Consider the following 20,905-nt stretch of genomic DNA (forward strand, 5'->3'; position numbering starts at 1 on the left):
GTGTGTATGATGATTCTCGTTGCCCGGTACGAAATCAGGAAGCGGAAAGCGTTCTGACAAGTACGGACACGAATATGGTGGGTATAGCTCAGTCGGTAGAGCGTCTGGTTGTGGTCCAGAAGGTCGCGGGTTCAAGCCCCGTTACTCACCCGGATAAAAGATCTGGTCAAGAGAAGATTCTCTTGACCAGATCTTTTTTTGGTTGCGGACCCTGGTTGCCGACGCCGCAGACGGCACCGGCAGCCGTAGATACCGCAGGAAGGACACCAACCGCCCCGGCCGGAGCTGATGGCCGCTTGTCCCCAAGGGCGGCTCACACCTGACGCCCCTGAAGGCATCGGCTTCTTGGATGAGGAAATCACCTTCCGCCTTCCCGCTGACCAGGCTCCCGGCTCGGATTCACTGTCCGGACAATTCGCTTCCATCCTTGAGCAGCCGCGTGAACCGTTCAGCGCATCGCGCCGACGATGCCAATCCCCCAAGGCCCTTGACGGCGCTCAGGGCTCCAGACCCGGTGTGCCGTCAGGCCTTGTCGCATCCTGGTTCGCCGGGAGGCTACGGTCATCCTTGATGGGCCGGGGCGAATTCCGCTCGTCGTGGACCTTCGGTATTTCGGCACCAGAGAATCCGTCGAGACGAAAAATGTCAAGCTGCGTGGAGTCACTAAGCAGTCTGCAACAGATCCCCTGCCTTTACAGAAGGTAGGTTGATCCCGACAATTCCTGCAGGTGACGGCGTTACCGGACGGGCACGAAATCGTGCCGGGTGCTTCCGGTAGTACTCCTGCAACGCTTGTTCCCGCCCGACCCAACCCTGTTCCCACGACCCGTCATGGACCTGGGCCGGGGAGAACAACGCAATCCCCGAATGCTTATGCTGCCGGTTGTACCACGGCACGTACTCCTCCAGGTAGGCCTGCGCATCCGCGAGCGTGGCGAAGACCTTCGGGTACCCCGGACGATACTTCATGGTGCGGAACCCCGACTCGCTGAATGGGTCGTCATTCGATTTTCCAGGGAACTTCACCCGGTCGCGAGCCAACGATATACAGAGCCCTGAGCCTAGGGCCCAATATCGAGTATTTGTAGCTGAGTCGATATTGTTGGGCTATGACTAGGACATTGGTAACTCAGATTGCGGCAATAGTCGCGTTGATTGCGAGCATTATGCTCGCTAATGATTTAAATAATGTGTTCACAACACCATGGAAAGTAATATTGGGAAGCGTCGCCGTGTTGGCTGCAATTATTGTAGCCATATGGGAAATTTTCGGTACTTACAAATCACAACCACTTCGCTTTAAAGGCCCTAAACGTGATGCGAAGATTTTAAAATACATGATCAAGTTGCTCAAGTCCCAAGCGCAATGCGTGATCTCTTCTAATGATCTTAGTTGGGTGGATGATGTTGCCAAGGAGGTGCTTGCTGATAAGGCAGCCAAGAAATCACTAACACTGGTGATGCCACTTGAGAATGAGATCAGCAAATACCTAGTTGGCCAAGGCGCTGTTGCTCACTATTACGGCGACGATGAATTCAAGTTTGCAAGCCGATTCACTTTGGTCAACCCTTTACGATCGGATGCGTGGGTCGCAATCGGTCATGGCGCAGAACAAGTTCACACGATCAGGAAGATTAGCTCTAAAGATGACCCGGCCATTCATCTTGCGGACGATCTATATCGTTTGATGAAGCGGAACGCCAAGATTGCGTCGTCGTCATGAATGAAGAGATTCGATTCCTGACAGAGAAAAGTCAAGCCGCCGTTACGCGCGAGTGGGACATAATTGCACCCGAAAGAGATGCGCAAATTGCATCCGATCACGATGCATCTTTCAGCCGAGTTCTCGAACCATGGTTCCTCAGTCGTCTAGGAGAATCAAGATCCATCCTGGACGTAGGCTGCGGAACGGGACGCCTTACCTCTAAGCTTCAGCGGTCAAACAGACAAGTAATAGGGCTTGATCCAAGTGCTTCGAGTATCGAGATCGCGCGATCACACGATGTTCGAAGTGACTATGTAGTTGCCACTGTCGAGGAGTGGACTGCGGAAAATCCTCATGCCAGATTCGATTTGGTCGTTGCAAATATGGTCTTGATGGATGCCCTGCACATCGATGAAATGTTTGCAGCGCTTGCGCACCTAAGCCAACGTGGACGATTACTTGTTACGTTTACACATCCAGCTTTCTGGCCTGATTACTGGGGGTACGCAAGTCATCCGAATTTCAACTACTCAGATGAGATTTTCGTCGAAGCACCATTCAAGACGGCTTCGTTTGAATATTCGCTGACTACCACTCACGTACATCGACCGCTCGGTCGATATATTCAAGGACTTCAAAATAGTGGATTAGAAATTTCTTGTTTTGAGGAACTTCGTGGGCCTGAGACACCAGAAGTTTTCCCGTTTCCTAGGTTCATTGGCATAGAGGCTGTGCCGCGCAATGCTTGAATATTGGCCCGGATGCCACTCTTCAGGCCGACTCTTTTGCGAAGATGCCGACTGAGTGCGCATCCAGGCTGCCCGATGAGCAGGGTCGCCCGGTGGTCCTGGAAGGCACCGTGATCGGGGTGCAGATCCATCACCTGGCCGGCGGGCAAGCCCCGAAACCGATGTGGTTGTGGGCCTCCAAGCCTATAGCCGGGAACTTGGCCGAGGTTAATCATTGGTGGTCCATGTACTTGCGCCGTTTCGATCTGGAGCACACGTTCCGATTCCTGAAGCAAAGCCTGGGTTGGGCCAAGCCAAAGCTGCAGGACCCGTTAGCCCGGGGGTTTCATCGTTTGAGGCGTCATTAACCTTCTTTAACGAGGAAAAGGTGACCTGAACTGGGAAAATAGAGGTGTCTAAGCTTCATCCACCCAGTTCAAAGGATCACCTTTTCGATGCACCATTCTACCCGCGTTTTCCCGCATGTCCCGGCCCAACTCACCAGCCAAGCACTGGTATCCCAAGCAGGACTCGGGGTACTGACCAGCTTCCTCAACGCCCTGGATTTCCGCCAGCTCTGCGAGGACAGGTTCTCCCAGTTCGTTCCTGCCACGGCCATTCATCGCCCGGGGAAGATGATCGCTGGCCTGGCCATCATGCTCGCTGCTGGGGGCGAGCAAGTCACCGATATCGACCAGCTCAGCGCCTCACCGGGGCTCTTCGGACCGGTCGCCTTTCGAAGCCACGATCAGCCGCATGATGGCCCGGATCAAGGACCAGCCCGAAGCGTTCGACTACGCGTTCGCCACTATGCACCGCACCTTGCGCTCCCGGGTGTGGGCCGCAGCCGGGACCCGCAGCCCCGCCGCCCGGGCCAGCGTCAAGAACCCATTAATCATCGACCTCGATGCCACGTTGGTGCACGTGCACTCCGATAAGGAACACGCTACGGGCACCTATAAGCGCGGCTTCGGGTTCGCTCCGATGACCGCTTCGGTGGATTACGGCAAAGAGAACGGCACCGGCGAAACCCTGGCCGTGCTCCTACGCCCCGGCAACAAGGGCGCGAACTCAGCGAAGGATCACATCACCGTCTTGGGCCAGGCTTTAGCGCAGCTGCCCGAGGACTTCTATACCAAGGACGGGGCGTTGATTGGTGAGAAGATCTTGGTGCGCACCGACAGCGCTGGTGCCTCACGCGAGTTCCTGCACCACCTTCACGCACTGGGAATCCAGTTCTCCACTTCCTACGCCCTGCCGGTGGTCAATGAACGGTTCATCCGGTGGATCAATGAGAAGAAGTACTGGGAATCGGCCACCGATCAACACGGCAACCTGCGCGATGACGCGTGGGTGATCGATGCGAGCAAAGTGCTGGTACTGAAGGACTACCCGCCCGGCACCCGCATCTATCTGCGCGCCGAGCCGCTACATCCCGGGGCGAAAGCCTCACTGTTCGACACCGACGGCAACCGCATCACCGCGTTCCTCACGAACGCGCCACGCTACAACCCGGCGTTTCTTGACGCACGGCACCGGGCCCGGGGACGGTGTGAAAACAGGATCAAAACCTTGAAGGCCTGCGGGCTGGGCAAGTTGCCCTACTGGTCCTTCACAGCGAACCAGGCCTGGGCGAACCTGGCCGTACTGGCCATGAACCTCACCTGCTGGATTCAACTCGCGGTGCTCCCGGTGGGGCATCCTGCCGGCTGCTGGGATGTGAAGCGGTGGCGCTACCGGCTGTACGCGATCGCGGGCAAACTGATCAGCACCGGAAGGCAAACCCGGCTACTTATCCCCACAACGGCACCGGAATCAGCGCTACTCATCGACCTGTAGGAACGAACCCACGCAGGGTACCGGCAGTGCCGCCAGGGCCACCTGCCCGCCTGAACCGGCCCCTACCTTGCCCGTCAACGAGATGAAAGACCACGACCGGAACAGTGGAGCCCGGCACCCACACCAGTGATGCTGGTGCCATCCGCGACCCCGAAACAGGAGAAAGCCGCTGACTCCCAGAAAAATCGGAAATCAGCGGCCTCAATGCTCCGATGAAACCGTTGGGTTAGCGGCGGATACCTGGACCTGGGTGGTGGTCGCTGCGTACACTATGCTGTGTTTAACCCGGACTGTGGCGTTAGGGCGCCAGTTACCGTGGCAGGCAAAGGTTGCGGACCCGCTGGCATTCAGTCCGGGCCGGTGCGTCAGACCTATCGGCGTGTGTGCCAGAATCTGGTGTATCCGGCGAACCCGCCGTTAGCTACCAGGCCAGGCCCGGGACGGCCCAAAGGCAGCCGAAACCGGCACAAAGCATGCATCCAACCCGTCGGCTTGGCCCACCACAAGGTTAAATAGCTGAAGTCTAGTGCCATCAACATTCAGCTAAAGGTTCTTTCGAAACAAAGGTCCTTTGGCATAATGGCTCATCTCTGCAAGAGAGTTAGTACCCAAGTCACATAGCTTATCCATGTCACTAGAACGACAGCTAAGCCTGCCCAACCAGCGAGCTTTGACTTCTGTAAGGATCTTTCGTTACTAGTTTTCATTGCCTTAACAGTGGTGTCCGCAAGAGGAAGTGGCTTCTGTAGCCTGACGTCTGGTTCTCCCGAGCAAAGAAATCTCACCGCATTTTCACCATTTTGCCGTGCTATAAGACGCGGCCTCAACTCCAGGCGGTTCCCTTCCAAACACCATGATTCACTGTTCAAGATATCGTCTATGGGCTTTGTTTGATCACCTAGATGGAACACCAGAGGTTCCTTACCGTCAAAATCACGCTTTTTAATGTCAACTCGGCCCACGCTACGAACCCCAATTTCTAAAGCATACGGTTCTTGCACTTCCGATCCATCGACAAATACCTTCAGACGTTGAGAGAAAATGCCTGCGCTTCGCATAAGAGGAATTACCTCTACTCGGTACTCCAGAATCTTCTTAGGGTATGGCTTCAAGTACGACAACAGAGGTATGACAAGGCCTAAGGCAGTGAGAATCGCAGCAACGATGGTCACCCCAAGTACTGCATCCATCGATTTACCTTTTTCTCTCCACTGCATCCACGTTATTCACACCTATACCAGAAAGCACTAACGTTTTGGTATTTACGACCTGTCTTTGCCCCTAACCCTGAAAGCACACGCTTATGTGCAATCTGTAGTCCTGGTCATGACTCCCCTTAAGCAAATTACTCCGAGATATGGGGTATTGCGGTCCGTTCAGGATTAGGAAGTTTATGATCTGCGCCTTCTACTAAGCTTTCGAGGCTCTTCAAGATTCAGGGTGTAAACGAGGTCTGAAGCCCCGGCTTCCAACCACGAGCGTGCGATATGGTGCGTCAGGTTTTCGAATCCGAACGCGATACAGCGTAGGTGTTCCAGCCTGCCGTTGATCGCTTCGGTGGGCCCATTCGAGCTTCCACGGTGCTCGAAGTGCGCGAGGATATCGGTTTTTCGGCGCTTGAGGGCTCCGCCAAGCTTTTTCAGCTCGGGCAGTCCCTTGGGGGTCTTGGTCCCGATGCTGTTGATCAGCTGTTCCATGGCTCACCGGCCGACTTCGGCTTTCGGTTGCCGGTAGGCGTCCACCATTCGTTGGGACACGCTCCAGGTCAGCTCCACCTGTTCGTAGGCCTTGTTCGTGAATAGCTGGGCGATCCGTTTCTTTTGCTTCTCAGTGGCCAGCGATAATCCCATGGTCAAGGTCCGCCGGCACTTGTATAGCGGGTCCTGTTTCCGGCCCCGCCGCCCATGCTGTTCACACTGAACCCGCTGCCGGGTGGTATCCAACGCTTCGGAGGCCAGCTTCACGATCTGGAAAGGATCCAGTACTTCCACCGCGTTCTCCAGTTCCTCGGCGGCAGCGGTCTTGAAGCCGGTGAACCCATCCATGGCAACCACTTCGATCCCATCCTCCCACTGGGTGTCACGTTCAGCCAGCCAGGTTTTGAACACCGCCTTGGAGCGGCCAGAGACCATGTCCAGTAAGCGAGAGGGGCCGGTGCCATCACGCACACCGGTGAGGTCCACGATGACCGTCACGTACTTGTCCCCGCTCTTGGTATGCCGCCAGACATGCTCATCCACACCCAGTACCTTCACCCCGTCAAACCGGGTTCAATCGTTGATCAGCACGCGGTGACCTTCGGCCAGAATCGCGTCGTTGGCAGTGTTCCAGGTGTCCCCGAGACCCCCGGCGATCCTGGCGACCGAGAGGTGCTGGCAAACCAGCCCGTTCAGTGCCCACCGCAACCCGGTGCGGGAGATTGCCTGTCGTGGTGCCACCGCCGTGCCCAGGTCGTCACGCCACACACGGTGGCAGTGCTGGCACCGGTAGCGGCGGTGCCTGATCACCAGAACGGTCGGCCGCCAACCGAAGGGCTCATGGGCGAGCCTGCAGGTCACGGTATCGCGGGGAACCCCGACCGCACCGCAGGTACGGCACCACGGATCAGGTGTCGTGACCTCGCAGAGGATCTCTGCTTTCACTGCTGTGAGGTGCTGGCCGGTTGCGGTCAGTCCCAGCTGGTCCAGGCGGGTGAAGCTCGTCAGATCGGGTGCGGTGCTTTACGGGTCTACACTCCCAATCCTGCAGAGCCCAATTACCGGGCCAGTGCACGGCTGAATCAGGAAGCCGCCGTTCAGGAACCGGTCACAGATGATGGGGAATCCAACGTGACACACTTGGAGGATCAGGCGGCTGATCGTGAAGAGTCCACTGAAACTCATCAGGCCGCCTCCGCCCACGCGGAGGGGCGGTGCCGCTCGATGAGCGCGGCCGAGGCCTGCGAAAGGGAGAATGCACCGTAGTTGGGCTTTCCGGCAACATCTCACGCGACAGGAATTACCCAGCATGCCGAGTCTGGGGCTACGACGGCTACTGCTACTCTCGCACGCGCCCGAGCACTGCAAGGGTTTCCGCATCGCGCTTCTGCTTGGCTCTTCTATGTCTGTCAAGCCGTTTCTTGGACTTTTTTCGCTTGGGCCGCGGCACTCAGGATCCTGAATATACGATGGGCCAGATAGCGCTTGATGCAACGTCGGACTTCCTTGTCGGTCTTGCCTTCGGAGCGACGCTTTTCGACATAGTCGCAGGTCTCGGTGTCGTAGGTCATCCTGGTGATCGCAGCCATATGCAAGGCGCTGTTGAGTCTTCGATCGCCACCCCGGTTCTGCAGATGCCGAACTTTGTTCCCCGACGATGCAGGGATAGGATTGACTCCCGCCAGGAAGGCGAAGGCAGCCTGGCTACGGGACCCATCCCTCGTGTGACCACGCCACCAAGCATTTCGCCGCGGTCACCGCCCGGAAGCCCTTCTCCTCGAGCAGGGGTGCCGCCTCACTGACCTTGACCAGCTCGTCCAACTTCTGCTCGTTGGACTTCAACTGCTCCTCCAGGCCCAGAACGTGCTTGGCCAATCGGACAGCCTCGGCACGGGCGATACCCAAGGCCAGATCTTCCTCGCGCTCACGCCACCGGGAGATCTCCTCGATCTGGACCGGGGTGAGCTTCTTACGCGCATCAATCCCGAGGTCGTTGCTTCGCACCAAGGCATTAAGGGCATTGATCGAACGAGTACGGTCCTTGGACATGGATTCCCGGGCGGTCACTAGGATCCGCAGGCCCTGGCGGATCCCTTCATTCAGGCGGGGACGGCGCAGTTTCTCCACCGGCAGCGGAAGCACGGCCATGGCCATCCGGTGGGCATCCAACACGTCGGACTTGCCGACGCCGCGGTTCTTCCTGGCGTCCATGCGCGGGGCCTCTGTGACGGGGAATCCGTGGGTGGCCACGGTGCCGGCTAGGATCGCCCCGTAAGACGCGGCTCCTTCGATGACCCAGAGGGTGTCGGCGTCGGCGTCGGTGCGCCGGGCCACCCATTTGATGGCCCGGTTGATACCAGCCGTGGTGGTGGGGAATGAATCGTCCCGGGTTTCATGCCGTTCCTATTTAAGAGTTCCTATTTAAGAGTTCCTAATTAAGAGAATGGAACATGATTTCACGTGGGTGCTCAAAAGAGGCTCATGGTGAGCGATACGGTTTCTCAGCGCGCGTGCCCCCTCTGCAGGTAGTACTGAACAACATATTCATTTGTGATAGCGGAGAATCCTTTGCTCAAAACTTGTGACCACAGAAGGCGAGCTGCATACTCCTTTACTGTTTAGTATTGGGAAAGTTGCCCAGAAAACCACCAACAGCTGGACTTCCACCGATATACATTGCCCGCCTCTTCGGCGAGCGCATGGCACCGAAGGGCTCCGGGTCTTTTCGGATGCTGAGTAGAGCTTTGGGGGTTCTTGGGCGCCGTTGGCGTTGATCTTGGCACGCCCGTAAGGTTCCCGTCGTTGAGGCGCGGGAACGCGGGGGTCTTCAGAATTCCTCCTCGCAGTGCCAAACTGTATAAATGAGTGCCATACCTTATCGTTCGCGGGGCTTTGTCTCAGGTACAGGTGTGGCCCGCGTGGGCCCTGACGTCCGACGACTTGTTGGCGCGTCCTGGCAGGCGTCGCCCAGTTAGCTTCGCTCGAACATTTCTTCCGGTTCTACTTTTGGCGACTCATCCCTCCCGCGAAAGCTTCCGCACCCATGACTGGCCCGATTGCTAACCTCCCGGCATTGCTCCCATCCCGCCGCAAGCCATTGCAGGACGCCATGCAGGCGGCACGTGGCGGCGAGACGGTCTTTGTTGCCGGAGCTCTGGGAAGCGGGCGCACCACCTTTGCCTTGTCGTTGTTTCGACAGCTCGGGCATCATTTCTACTGGGTGACCGGAGCCGCGGCGCTGCGTGAGGTTCCCTTTGCCGTACTGACCGGCTTGTGCTCGCAAATCCCTGATACGCAACAATCCGCCGGAACCCCGGGGTCGATGATTGCGGCACTGACCGGCTTGGTGACGCATACCGAAACCTGGATTCTCCTGGACCGGGCCGAGGAGGTTGATGAGCAAAGCGCGGCCGTGCTGGCGCAGTTGGCCACGGCCCAACACCTGCATTTGGTGGTCGCCACCTGCGGTTTGCGCCAGTTGCCCCAGTGTCTGGGGCAACTGGCGGCCATGCACCATTCACACCGGGTGCAGATCAAGCCGCTGGATATGAACGATGCACAGTTCATGGCCAGCGAGCATCTGGGTGGGCCGGTGAATTCCACGACGACCCGGCGGTTGCTGCAGAGCTCCGGTGGCAGCCCCTTGCATTTACGCGAACTGATGGCCGATGCGCGGGCGGTTAACGCCTTGTGCCTGGCCGGCGGCTACTGGACCTTGCATCCGCTGTGGGAGCCCACCGGCGAGCGCATCACCGATCTGGTACATACCCGGTTGTCCCAACAGGCCGAACCCTTGCGCGCGACCGTAGTGAGGATCGCGATCACCGGCACCCTTCCCCTGCCCTTGGCCCGTACCCTGCTTGGTGCCGCGGAACTTGATGCGGTGGTGGATGCCGGGCTGGCCCGGATCCGGCACCACGGGTCGCAGTCGAATGGATCGCGCAGTGTGGGGCTGGTGCCTGACCTTCCGGCGTCCACCGTTGTGGCGTCCCTGGGCCGTGGCGAGTTGCGCTCCCATCTGGAATCGCTGATCACCGCCGTGGACGGGGTGGTCCTGGGCGAGAAAACGCGGACGAATATCGCGGTGTTGTGTCGTGAGGTGGGGATCGAACCTCCTGCGGCGGATCTGCTGAAAACCGTGTCGACGACCCTGGCCGCCCAGCGGTATTCCAGCGTGTTGTCGTTGACCGAACATTTGGAGAGCGAGGTACTGGGCGAAGAAGAGTACCTTCGACTGCTTGCCGCCCGGGCCATGGCCCAACATGAGTCCGGCGACTCGGCGGCCGGGCTGGCCACCCTGGGCCAGGTGCAGGGAACCTCGAACCCGATCGTGCGTCTGGCGGCGGCCCAAATCCACCTCTCTCGTGGCCAACTGGATCAGGCGCTGGGCCTCTTGGAAGCCCGGGCGCAGGATCCTCCCAAGGTGGAGGCGTTGCGCCAGATCGTGCTGAACGCGAAGGGGTCACCGGATACCGCCCACCTGTTGCTTCGGTACTCAACGGATCCACGGCTGTCGACGGATCTGCAGGTCCAGGCGCTGACCCAGTACTGTGTCTGGCTGGCCTATCGGGGACGCCCCTCGCGCACTGTGGACCTGCTTGTTGAGCGTTTGATGTCGGTCGGTTGGCCGGAGATCAGTCCCAGCGGGCAAGGCCGGTTGTTTGCGGCCCTGCATCCGGTACTGCTCATGGAAGGCAGCACCCACCATGAGCTGCATTCCAAGCTGGTGGGCATGGAGGAAAAGGTGCCCTTGGTCAATTGCTCCCGCTACCTGCTGGCGCGTGGATCGATCGAGCTGGACCAGGGGCATGCCGGGGCTGCGGTACATTCGCTGGCCCAGGCCATGTCGCTGGCGCAGCTGTGTGACCCGGAGCTGATGCTGGGTGTCATGGCCGCCTTGCGGGCCCGGGCCGCTGGCATGCTGGGTGACCGGGAGCAGATGCGCCGCTGCCTGGACATCGCCGAGTCCGGCAACTGGGCAGAGGGTAAGTGGTCCCGGCTGGAAGCCGAGCGTGCCCTGCTCCCGGTGATCCTGCAGCTGCGCGGTTCGCAGGAAGCCCGGGCCCATGCCGGTGCGTTGCTCGGTCAGGCGGAAGAGCTCGGCCTGCCGATGCTGACGCTACGGATCCAGCACGATGCCTGGCGTCTGGGCTTGAGCGAGGATCCCGTGCCCTTCAGTTCCCTGGCCGGGCAGCTGGAAGGGGAATTGGCCAAGACCTTGTCCGGGTATGCCGCGGCCGTGGATACCCTGGGGCCCGAACTTGAGCAGCTGGTGCAAAGGCATGTGGACCAGGGCCGCCTGTTGTACGCCGCGGAACTGGCCAACCATGGTTCGGAGGTGGCCCTGGCCCGTGGAATGCGTGCACGGTCCTCGCAACTGCTGGGCTTGTGCGCCGATATCTGCCGCCCCCTGGCCAGTGTGAACACCCCCCGCCTGGGCCGGGCCCGGATCGATCCGGGGCTGCTGAGCGATCGTGAGTTCGCCGCCTGCACCCGTGCGGCACGGGGTGAAAGCAACACGGCGATCGCCGCGGCACTGTTCCTCTCCCCCCGGACCGTCGAGGGGCATCTGCAGCGATCCTACGCAAAACTCGGGATCCGCGACCGTCGACAACTGATTGATGAGTCGGAGGGCACCCCAGGCGCTTGATCCGTACCGGTGAGGCACTACCTAAATATGGCTACCGGGCTACTCGGTACTACTGCAATTCCCCGGGCTGGCCAATAAGCTAGTGTCAATTGGCCACAAGGTACTCGAACGCTTTGGGGGGCGTGCCACACGGTCGATTGCAAGTATGCCAGGTCTATACGGAGTGCATCTGCAGGTGCATTTCGAGTGACGGCGGCCGATACCGGGAAAAGCCAGCACCCACAAGTGCTGGCTTTTCTCGTTGCCGATGCCCCGCACCCACCGGCGGGAGAGTTTGCAGCCGGCCCAACGCACCTGATGAGAATGTATCTTCGAATACGGCTGGGGGTGGCCGTATCCCTGTCATAACGCCGCCGCGCGGGCATAGACTGCATTCATGGACGCACTACCGCAACTGCACTTGGGCGACGGGGCACCGGTCCTTCCCGTTGGACAGGGAACCTGGTTCCTGGGGGATGACCCGGCACGCCGTGACGAGGAAATCGCGACCCTGCGCACCGGGGTCGAACTGGGATTGGCGCTGGTGGATACCGCCGAGATGTACGGGGCCGGACGCAGTGAGGAACTGGTCGGCGAGGCCATCGCCCCGATCCGCGATCAGGTGTACCTGGTGAGCAAGGTATTGCCGTCCAACGCCTCCGAGCAGGGCACCGTCAAGGCCTGCGAGGAATCGTTGGGGCGTCTGGGAACCGACTGGATCGACCTGTACCTGTTGCACTGGCCCGGCCCGTACCCGCTGGAAGACACCATCCGGGGCTTCGAGTCGCTGAAGTCCCGCGGGCTGATCGGCGACTGGGGAGTGAGTAATTTCGACACCGAGGACCTGCGGATGCTGCCGGTACCGCCGGCGGCGAACCAGGTGCTGTACAACCCGGCCAGCCGCGGGATCGAATACGACCTGCTGCCGGCGCAACGCGAAGCGCAGCAGCCCATTCCGGTGATGGCCTACTCCCCCATTGGGCAGGGTGAGCTGCTGGACCATCCGGTACTGCGGGACATTGCCCGGCAGCTGGGTGCCTCCGTCGCGCAGCTACTCATCGCCTGGTCCATCCGCAACCCCGGGGTCATCGCGCTGCCCAAGGCCTCGCAGGTATCCCATGTGCGGGATAACGCCCGGGCGCTGGAACTGCAGCTGGGCCCGGAACACACCGAACGCATCGATGCGGCCTTCCCCGCCCCGCAAACCAAGATCCCGTTGGAAGTGATCTAGCCGGGCGGGCAGGTGATCCGGTGGTCACATTCGGTGTTTCCCGGCGGGTGCCAACTGGCACGGGACGGTCCGGCGTGGAATTATGGATGAGTCAACGGCTGGGATCTTGGAAAGGACCTGAACCAGTGCCAATCCGGCAGATCACCGTCTATGGTGAACCAGTACTCCACAAACGGGCCGCAGAGGTCACCGAATTCAACGACGAGTTGCGCGCCCTGGTGGCAGATATGCATGCCACCATGGATGCCGCCCATGGCGTGGGACTGGCAGCCCCGCAAATCGGTGTGGGCTTGCGCATCTTCACGTACATCTACGCCGACCAGGACACCGCGCCCGAGCGCGGGGTGGTGATCAACCCGAGGTTGACGCTGTCCAAGGTGTCGCAGGCTTCACCGGACGCCGATGAGGAATCCGAGGGCTGCCTGTCGGTGCCCGGACTCTCCTTCCCGCTCAAACGCGCCGACTACGCCAAGATCGAGGGTGTGGACGAGTTCGGCAAACCGGTCAGCTTCGAGGCGAACGGGTGGTTCGCCCGCATCATGCAGCACGAATACGACCACCTGGATGGTTTCCTGTACGTGGACAAACTGGTCCCCAAATGGGATAAGCGCTGGCTGAAAGCCAAGAAATCCCTGGGGTGGGGGGTGCCGGGCAATACCTGGCTCCCGGGAACCGATGAGGACCCGTTCGGCCACGGAGAGTAGGACAACGCCACGGCGGCAGCCCGGAACACTTGGTTCCGGACTGCCGCCTTTGCCCTGCACCCTGCCCGTGGAGCGGTGTGATCCTCCGCCCGTCAGCGCACGCTGATGGAATCCACCGCGGCAGCGGCTTCCTCGGCCAGGCTGGCCGGCATCGGGGCGCTCTTGGCCGAGTCGGCCGCCGTCTGCTGCCCCTCGTCGCTGACCACGTAGTGCGCGAATTCCTTGAGGAGCTGAACCGCGTGGGCATCCTCATAGCTGCTGCAGAGGATGAAGTAGGAAACCATGACCAGCGGGTAGGCGTCCGCGGCTTGCGTAGTGCGGTTCAGGTGCAGGGAGATATCATGGGGCCCACGCCCGTCAATCCGGTCCGCATCCTCAACCGCCCGGGCCGCAGCCTCGCCACTGACCTCGACAAAACCATCACCCACCTTCACCGCGGCCTTGCCCAACGAGGCATCCACCAGCGAATCGTCCGCATAGGTCACCGCACCCTCGGTGCGCACCACGGTGGTCACCACCCCGGAATTGCCCTGCGCCTGCTCAACCCGCGCCCCTGCCGGCCACGAGCCGCTGGGGTCATGCGGCCATTGCTCCGGGGCCGTGTCGTGCAGGTACTCGGTGAAATTCTCGGTGGTGCCCGAATCATCCGAGCGCACCACCACGGTCATCGGGGTATCCGGCAACGAAAGCTCCGGATTCAGTTCGGCAATCGCCGGATCCTGCCAGCTGGAGATCTCTCCGTTGAAGATCCGTGCCATGGTCGGCGCATCCAGGTTCAGGCTCTGGATCCCGGGCAGGTTGAACGCCACGGTGATCGGGGATATGTAGGCGGGGATGTTGATCGCCCCGTCGGGCCCGCAGGTGGTAATCGAGTCGGCCACTTCCTCGTCCTTCAGGAATGCGTCCGATCCGGCGAAGTCGGTGCCTCCGGCCAATAGTCCCGCGCGGCCGGCACCGGAACCGACCGAGGCGTACTGGACCTGCAGCTTGGGGTGGACGGTTGCGAAGCTGCTGCTCCAGGCATTCATCGCCGCGTTCTGTGCGGTGGAACCGCCACCGGTGATGGTCCCTTCAAGGGTGGAGGTGTTGTTCTGCGCGGCCTCGCGTTGCGCATCGCCCAGCGGGTAGTCATTGCCGCACCCGGCCAGCAGTACGGTTGACAGCGCCAATGCCGGCAGGCCCAGGGCCCAACGGGTGGCGGGACGGGATGGACGGGGCTGTGCGAGCGCACCTGTCATGGAATGACTCCTGCATCGAGAACCTGGTGGATGGCCAACGGCCTTAACCATCGTAGGCAGGTTAACGGCAAGTTGCTAAAAGCCGAATGGCTAGTGGTTGGTCGACTGGATGAGGAACACGTTTCCCTCGGGGGCACATCGGGATATGGCCCCGGCCTGCCCGGCATCCAGTTCCAGGCCGCCTCCGCCGAACTCGACCCGCTCACCGACCAGGTACTCGTGGGAATCCAACCGGATACCCGGGCGCCCCTCGGTGATCGGTTCGGCATCCTGCGGGAAGACCAGCAGTGTCGGGGCCCCGTCGGCGGTGGCCACATGCAGGCAGCCGCCGGCGGAGATCACCAAATCGCCCTGGGCCAGCGCATCCATGGCGGGTCCACCCAACGAGTAATTGCCGCGGACCGCATGCGGGCGCTCTTCGCTCACCCCCAGGACCAGCCGCTGTGTCTCGGTTGGCGAGCCCGTTGCCTGCTCGGCCGGTTCACCGGTGCCGGAACAACCGGTCAGCAGCAAACCCCCGGCGGCCAGGGTGACCAGGGCCGGGAACAGAATCGGGTGGCGGGTGAACGGCTTCATGGTCTCGAGCCTAGCAAAATCCTGTTGGCGGGCGCAGGCACACTCTCAGGCCCTGAATCCCAGGTAGCGGTGATGCAGGGCCGCGGCCTTGGGCGCAGCGGGCACCGCATCGGCATGCCATATTTCATCGGCCCGGCCGCCGCGCAGCCAGAAGGGCAGGAACATCCCGTTCCCGCCCGGCGCGATCGCCTGCTGCATCCGAGATCCGGCCACGGTGCTTCGATCCGCGTAGGACAGGTAGTATTCGTCAAAATGCCCGAGCAGGCGCAGCGGAAGATGCCTCGTGGCCCGCTCCTCGAGTAGCATCTGGGCCGCCGATCCGGCGGTGGTATAGAGCGCCTCGCCGTGCCGATCGTGTCCCACCCCGGCGATGTCGGATCCCGGCTCCTGCACCACCGCTTTGAGCGTGGTGAGGGTTTGCCCGGTGTACCAGGCCGCATCACGCAGACTGGTCGGCCCATGCCCGCGAAGGTACCGGGTGAGCAGTTCCCGCAACGGTTCCTCCGGGGTGTGATGGGCATCCACCCAGTCATCGAGCAACACGAAGTCCTGGGCGGCCACCCCCGAGCCGGCGGGAACCGGCCCCAGGCAGATCAGCGATTCCATGACCAGGGCCACCAGCAGGTGGACGCCGCGTTGGGCGTTGGTGGCGATCCCGTGCGCGTTGAGCATCGCGAAGAGCCGTGCCCGGTTGGCCGATTGCCGCTCGGCCAGCAGCCCGGCGACCAGGATGCCGGCCCGGTCGATATCCGCACCGGTGATCTGCAGTTCCCGCAGTCGGGACTGCATGGAGCGCAGGGTGCGTTCCCTGCTGGCCCTGACCAGCCACCGCACATCCTCGGCGGCACAGATGTGCAAGGTGCCACGCATGGTCCAGGAACGCACCAGCTCACGGCGGTTGAAACAACCGTTGATATCGGTCGCGGTGACGGCTTGGCCGGCCCGTTGGGCCACCGCATAGCGTCCGGCCGCCAGGTCCTGGGATTGCAGCGCCAGCATGTGCCGGGCGGCCGCCGGGATCGATCCCGCGGGGTCCAGGAGCAAGTGGCTGGTCATGCGGGCGCAGAGCATGCCACGACGGTTCACGACCGTTTCCATGCAACGAGTGTACCCGAGCTGCTGCCGGGCACAGCGTGGCGGCAGCCACCGCTCCGGCGGCCGATCAGGACCTCAGCTTCCGCGGATCCAGCCGGCCAACCCCGCGGCCAGCTCGCCCTCATTGCGCAGGGTGTGCGACGAGGCCACCAGGTGCCTATCGCTGAGCCGGTGCAGGTACGGGCCGGACAACGGCAATTCCACGATGCCGCGCAGCCCGCGTTCCCAGGCGGCCACCAGCACCGGTTCGACCCGCTCGAAGTCCAGTTCGCCTTCCCGGGCGAGGTAGTCCATCTCCCAGGCGTCAAACCCGGCCGCGTCGATCCCCTCGGCCCCGAAGCGCGTGGACCAGAACGCGACCCCGCGTTCGGCCTGCGCCATGGCCAAACCGGTCACGAATTGCCGGTCGTGCAGGCTGCCCGGGATGCGGATGCTCCCCGGCCCGTACCATCCCCATGCCCTGCCCCAAAGGCTCAGCCAGCGCCGCTCCCAGACGGGCTTCGCCACCGATGCGGGACGTTGGCAGCAACCGGTGTCCGGGATCGGGCAGAGGGCCGGCAGTTGCAGCGTCTCGGCCAGGGACCACGCCTGGCGCACATACAACAGCACCAGCAATGGCTGCGCATGGGTATCGACGGTGATGGCCATCCCCGGCGGCCAGCTGCCGGTGCGCTGCGGGTACTGCATGGGATTGTGGCTCCCACCCTCCGGTGTCGGACTGCCGATACACGGGGAACCGCCGGCACCCGGCCGCGGTCGGCCCGGGCAGGGTTGTCCCCGTAGTCGATGATGCCGACTCCTGGTGAACCGCGGATGTCTGCCGGGCGAAACGGTGGTGAATGCTAGCGGTGTCGCGGCCTCCGGATCACCGGGCCACCGGGCCGACACGGCAAACGCCGCCCCGACCGTCAGCTGGTCGAAGCGGCGTTTGCTGTGCCTGGGGTTCTTGCCTAGGCGGTGACTGCCTCTGCCTTCAGGGAAGGCACAGCCACCGGATGGGTTCCGGCGATGGTTTCAATGACACGGACCACCTGGCAGGAGTAGCCGAACTCGTTGTCGTACCAGACGTAGACCACGGCGTTCTTGCCGCTGACGATGGTGGCCAGGCCATCGACGATTCCGGCGCGGCGTGAACCGACGAAGTCGGTGGAGACGACCTCTGGCGAATCGATGTAGTCGATCTGCTTGTGCAGGTCCGAAGTCAGCGACACTTCACGCAGGTAGGCGTTCAGCTCGTCCTTGCTGGTTTCGTTCTCCAGGTTCAGGTTCAGGATCGCCATCGACACGTTCGGGGTGGGAACGCGGATGGCGTTACCGGTCAGCTTGCCGGCGAACTCGGGCAACGCCTTGGCCACGGCCTTGGCGGCACCGGTTTCGGTGATCACCATGTTCAACGCGGCCGAACGGCCACGGCGCTCGCCCTTGTGGAAGTTGTCGATCAGGTTCTGGTCGTTGGTGAACGAGTGAACGGTTTCGACGTGACCGTGGGAGACACCGAACTTGTCGTTCAGCGCCTTCAGGACCGGGGTGATGGCATTGGTGGTGCAGGATGCGGCCGAGACGATGCTGTCCTGGGCGGTAATCACCGAGTCGTTGATACCGTGGACGATGTTCTTCACATCACCCTTGCCCGGAGCGGTGAGCAGCACGCGGGCGGCGCCCTTGGCCTTCAGATGCTGGCCCAGGCCCTCTTCATCGCGCCAACGGCCGGTGTTGTCCACCACGATGGCGTTGTTGATGCCGTAGGCGGTGTAGTCGACGCTGGCCGGGTCGTTCGAGTAGATGACCTGGATCAGGGTGCCGTTGGCAAGGATGGTGTTGTTTTCCTCGTCGATGGTGATCGAGCCATCGAACTTGCCGTGGACCGAGTCGCGGCGCAGCAGGCTGGCGCGCTTCTCCAGGTCGTTGTCGCTGCCCTTGCGGACCACGATGGCGCGCAGGCGCAGACCGTAGCCGCCACGTTCGATGAGGATGCGGGCCAGCAGGCGTCCGATACGGCCGAATCCGTAGAGCACCACGTCCTGCGGTTCGGCGTCGGTTGCCCCGGCCTGGCCGACCTTCTCGCCCAGTTCCCCGGTCAGGAAGGACTTCAGGTCGGTGGAACCGGATTCAACGAACTTCTTGTTCAGGCGTCCCAGATCAACCGAAACGGCGCCGATGTTCAGCTCGGCGATGGCTTCAAGGATCGGCATGGTGGCGGTCAGCGCCAACTCCTCACCATCGATGCGACGCACCACGCGGTGGGCCTTGATGATGTCGATAGCCGACTGGTTGATCAACTTGCGGCCGTAGATGGAGGTCACCACATTGTTCTTGCGGTAAAGACGTCCGATCAGTGGAATCATGGCCTCGGCGAGCTCTTCGCGCCCGCTCCATTCTTCCTGGGCAACGACAGACTGCTGGGTCACAGAAAATCCCTTCCAAATCAGCCGACTTCCGGATCCTTAAAGTCGGTTGGCACCGTGAGAAGCACCATTGCATTACGGTGGAACGGGGTGTCAGGATCATTCCCCGTTGAATACATATCCATCATAAACGCTGAGCCATTGAGCGCAGAATGTGACCATGTGAAACCGGTCACCCGAGTCACCAGAATCCTGTTGGACGAAGCACGAACCCGTCGGTGATAACCGCGGAATCGGTCAATGGGGGCCTGCGGCAGGAGCGCTCCGGATGGTGCGGGAGGTGGTGAATGGGATGACCGATACGCCGGGTTCTGTCCCGCCTCAGCGGTGACGATCATCTATCTACGGTTGCCGTTGCCGACAACCTCCAGCGGTCCACCCGACTGCATGGGGCGAACAGCCCTCGTAACGCAGTCTGTCTGACCTTGCTCCGGGTGGGGTTTACCTAGCCACCCCAATCACTTGGGGTGCTGGTGGTCTCTTACACCACCGTTTCACCCTTACCCGGGTTGCCCCGGGCGGTCTGTTTTCTGTGGCACTGGCCTGCGGGTTACCCCGAGTGGGCGTTACCCACCACCCTGTCCTGTGGAGCCCGGACGTTCCTCGGGCCACCGAAGTGGCACGCGATCGCCTGGTCATCCCATTCGGCCTCAAGTCTAGTCCAGTTTCATCATGCACTTGACATGTCCACCGTAACCATGGGCGTTTAGGCCCAGGACTTCGGAGCCAGAATGTAGGCGATCCTATAAGCTGAAAGGCGTGCTTATTCTGTTGCCGCCTTCCGAAGGCAAGACCGCCCACGCCACCGGCGATCCGTTCGAGCTCGGTGAGTTGTCCTTCCCGGAACTGTCCGGACCGCGTTCCGAGGTGCTTGATGCCCTGGCCGAGGTCTCGGCCCGCGAGGATGCCATGGACATCCTGGGCGTTGGTGCATCGCTGGCCGCCGAAGTGGCACGGAACATCTGCCTTCACACCGAGCCGGCTGCCCGGGCCCACGATATCTACTCGGGCGTCCTCTTTGAGGCGCTGGGCTACGCCACGTTGGATGGCGCCGCGCAACGCCGGGCCGATGAGTCGATCCTGGTGGTCTCCGCGCTCTGGGGTGCGGTGCGATTCGGCGACAGGATCCCTCCCTACCGTTTGTCGATGTCCGCGAAGCTGGATCACCTGGGCAAGCTGGCCAGCTGGTGGAAGAAACGGCTGACACCTGTACTGGACGCGGTCGCTGGCGACCAACTGGTGGTGGATGCCCGATCGAGCACTTATGCGGCGGCCTACAAACCCGGCAATGGCAATACGGTGGCGGTCAACGTCTTCCAGATCCGCAACGGCGTACCCAAGGTGGTCTCACACTTTGCCAAACACACCCGCGGTGAGGTCGCCCGCTTCCTGGTCGAACAGGACCAGGCGCCGGCCACTGCGAAGGAACTGCTGGAGTTGGCCGGCAGCCGCTGGGAGGCCAGCCTGTCGGAGGACAGGAAGGGCCTGGCACTGAATATCACCCTGGCCGAGGACCACCAGTTCACGACCGCAAAATAGCACATAAAGCAGCGTGCGTTACCCCCATGGATTGACTGGACCCGGGAGATGTCGTGACTGCCAGGTGGATGGCACGTAGCCTTCAATCCGCTGTCACATGGCCATCCCGGATCGAACTCCACGGGCGGGCCTGGAGCCGATCTCATGCACAGCATCACCCCGGATTCGGCCTCCACCGATCCCTCCTGAACGACCCTTGTGCGCTCCAGGGGTTCTCGGTCCTTTCGGACCAGAGGGCGGAATCCATCGGTCAAAGCTTCCCGCATACCGGGGTTCGCGCCGAGGACGATGACCACGGTTTCCACTTCATCTTTGGGAGCCTGAAGAACGTGGTGCGGCATAACGGCAGGATGTGGGTGTGCGCAGGGGTGGAAGTTTCCCGCGAACCCTGCGTGGCTGATCTCTGGTAATGCGGTCTTCGTCCTTGCGGCAGGGAGTCCGTCCCGGGAATTGGCCGCATCCCGTCCGGCGGTACCCTTGCGACATATCAACTTCCATTAGTGAAATCCAACGTTCAC

13 protein-coding genes, 1 tRNA gene, 1 other RNA gene and 3 pseudogenes are annotated in these 20,905 nt (G+C 61.5%); 8 read left to right on the forward strand and 10 right to left on the reverse strand.

Translation table 11 applies throughout. The features are described from left to right. Positions 1-77: 77 nt before the first annotated feature. A tRNA-His gene (locus OK351_RS05465) sits at positions 78-150 on the forward strand. A 513-nt stretch (positions 151-663) separates the two neighbouring features. On the opposite strand, the gene OK351_RS05470 is transcribed toward OK351_RS05465, so the two are convergent. After that, on the reverse strand, positions 664-1,026 hold the full coding sequence (locus OK351_RS05470) for an integrase core domain-containing protein (RefSeq protein WP_371931381.1): 363 nt from the start codon (positions 1,024-1,026) through the stop codon (positions 664-666). 83 nt (positions 1,027-1,109) lie between these two features. Between OK351_RS05470 and OK351_RS05475 the strand changes: the two genes are divergently transcribed. The 3 genes and pseudogenes from OK351_RS05475 (at position 1,110) to OK351_RS05485 (ending at position 4,273) form a co-directional block, all read left to right on the forward strand. Continuing rightward, positions 1,110-1,724, forward strand: a complete 615-nt coding sequence (locus OK351_RS05475) for a hypothetical protein (RefSeq protein ID WP_265156578.1) — start codon at positions 1,110-1,112, stop codon at positions 1,722-1,724. Beyond that, positions 1,721-2,455, forward strand: coding sequence for a class I SAM-dependent methyltransferase (locus OK351_RS05480; protein WP_265156580.1), 735 nt, complete (start codon positions 1,721-1,723; stop codon positions 2,453-2,455). Before OK351_RS05475 ends, OK351_RS05480 begins: the two co-directional genes overlap by 4 nt. A 434-nt stretch (positions 2,456-2,889) precedes the next feature. After that, positions 2,890-4,273 (forward strand): annotated as a pseudogene (locus tag OK351_RS05485) (IS1380 family transposase). Positions 4,274-4,857: 584 nt separating this feature from the next. On the opposite strand, the gene OK351_RS05490 reads toward OK351_RS05485, so the two are convergent. The 3 genes and pseudogenes from OK351_RS05490 to OK351_RS05500 form a co-directional block, all read right to left on the reverse strand. Further along, entirely contained in the window at positions 4,858-5,463 is a 606-nt protein-coding gene (locus OK351_RS05490; RefSeq protein WP_265156582.1) for a hypothetical protein, read from the reverse strand. A gap of 238 nt (positions 5,464-5,701) precedes the next feature. Then, positions 5,702-6,978, reverse strand: a pseudogene (locus OK351_RS05495) (ISL3 family transposase). Positions 6,979-7,379: 401 nt separating this feature from the next. Then, positions 7,380-8,325: pseudogene (locus OK351_RS05500) on the reverse strand (transposase). Positions 8,326-9,043: 718 nt separating this feature from the next. Here OK351_RS05500 and OK351_RS05505 point away from each other — a divergent pair. From OK351_RS05505 to def, 3 genes are all read left to right on the forward strand, one after another. Further along, positions 9,044-11,620 carry a LuxR C-terminal-related transcriptional regulator gene (locus tag OK351_RS05505; RefSeq protein ID WP_265156585.1) on the forward strand — a complete coding sequence of 859 codons (2,577 nt, stop codon included), beginning with the start codon at positions 9,044-9,046 and terminating at the stop codon, positions 11,618-11,620. Positions 11,621-11,996: 376 nt separating this feature from the next. Beyond that, entirely contained in the window at positions 11,997-12,830 is an 834-nt protein-coding gene (locus OK351_RS05510; protein ID WP_265156587.1) for an aldo/keto reductase, read from the forward strand. Positions 12,831-12,955: 125 nt separating this feature from the next. Further along, entirely contained in the window at positions 12,956-13,534 is a 579-nt protein-coding gene (def, locus tag OK351_RS05515; protein WP_265156589.1) for a peptide deformylase, read from the forward strand. A 92-nt stretch (positions 13,535-13,626) separates the two neighbouring features. On the opposite strand, the gene pstS is transcribed toward def, so the two are convergent. The 6 genes from pstS to rnpB all read right to left on the reverse strand — a co-directional run bounded on the left by pstS (position 13,627) and on the right by rnpB (position 19,491). Beyond that, positions 13,627-14,772 (reverse strand): phosphate ABC transporter substrate-binding protein PstS, encoded by a 1,146-nt coding sequence (gene pstS / locus OK351_RS05520; RefSeq protein ID WP_265156592.1) that lies wholly within the window; start codon positions 14,770-14,772, stop codon positions 13,627-13,629. Between the two features lie 90 nt (positions 14,773-14,862). Next, positions 14,863-15,348 (reverse strand): hypothetical protein, encoded by a 486-nt coding sequence (locus tag OK351_RS05525; protein ID WP_265156595.1) that lies wholly within the window; start codon positions 15,346-15,348, stop codon positions 14,863-14,865. Between the two features lie 45 nt (positions 15,349-15,393). Further along, the gene (locus tag OK351_RS05530; RefSeq protein WP_265156598.1) at positions 15,394-16,446 is read right to left on the reverse strand and encodes a winged helix DNA-binding domain-containing protein; all 1,053 of its coding nucleotides are present in this window, start codon (positions 16,444-16,446) and stop codon (positions 15,394-15,396) included. Between the two features lie 72 nt (positions 16,447-16,518). After that, on the reverse strand, positions 16,519-17,130 hold the full coding sequence (locus OK351_RS05535) for a hypothetical protein (RefSeq protein WP_265156600.1): 612 nt from the start codon (positions 17,128-17,130) through the stop codon (positions 16,519-16,521). Positions 17,131-17,393: 263 nt separating this feature from the next. Beyond that, positions 17,394-18,851 (reverse strand): glyceraldehyde-3-phosphate dehydrogenase, encoded by a 1,458-nt coding sequence (locus OK351_RS05540; protein ID WP_265156602.1) that lies wholly within the window; start codon positions 18,849-18,851, stop codon positions 17,394-17,396. 281 nt (positions 18,852-19,132) lie between these two features. Next, positions 19,133-19,491: RNase P RNA component class A (gene rnpB, locus OK351_RS05545), an RNA gene on the reverse strand. 116 nt (positions 19,492-19,607) lie between these two features. Here rnpB and OK351_RS05550 point away from each other — a divergent pair. After that, positions 19,608-20,387 (forward strand): YaaA family protein, encoded by a 780-nt coding sequence (locus OK351_RS05550; protein WP_265156604.1) that lies wholly within the window; start codon positions 19,608-19,610, stop codon positions 20,385-20,387. Positions 20,388-20,905: the final 518 nt, after the last annotated feature.

Source organism: Glutamicibacter sp. MNS18, assembly GCF_026107515.2.
In the GTDB taxonomy this organism is placed as follows: Bacteria; Actinomycetota; Actinomycetes; order Actinomycetales; family Micrococcaceae; genus Glutamicibacter.

Excerpts from the sequence above, each read along its gene's own strand:
- OK351_RS05475 (WP_265156578.1), top strand. The coding sequence starts at position 1,110 with ATGACTAGGACATTGGTAACTCAGATTGCGGCAATAGTCGCGTTGATT.
- OK351_RS05525 (WP_265156595.1), bottom strand. The coding sequence starts at position 15,348 with ATGAAGCCGTTCACCCGCCACCCGATTCTGTTCCCGGCCCTGGTCACC.
- OK351_RS05530 (WP_265156598.1), bottom strand. The coding sequence starts at position 16,446 with ATGGAAACGGTCGTGAACCGTCGTGGCATGCTCTGCGCCCGCATGACC.
- OK351_RS05480 (WP_265156580.1), top strand. The coding sequence starts at position 1,721 with ATGAATGAAGAGATTCGATTCCTGACAGAGAAAAGTCAAGCCGCCGTT.
- OK351_RS05535 (WP_265156600.1), bottom strand. The coding sequence starts at position 17,130 with ATGCAGTACCCGCAGCGCACCGGCAGCTGGCCGCCGGGGATGGCCATC.
- OK351_RS05490 (WP_265156582.1), bottom strand. The coding sequence starts at position 5,463 with ATGGATGCAGTACTTGGGGTGACCATCGTTGCTGCGATTCTCACTGCC.
- OK351_RS05510 (WP_265156587.1), top strand. The coding sequence starts at position 11,997 with ATGGACGCACTACCGCAACTGCACTTGGGCGACGGGGCACCGGTCCTT.
- pstS (WP_265156592.1), bottom strand. The coding sequence starts at position 14,772 with ATGACAGGTGCGCTCGCACAGCCCCGTCCATCCCGTCCCGCCACCCGT.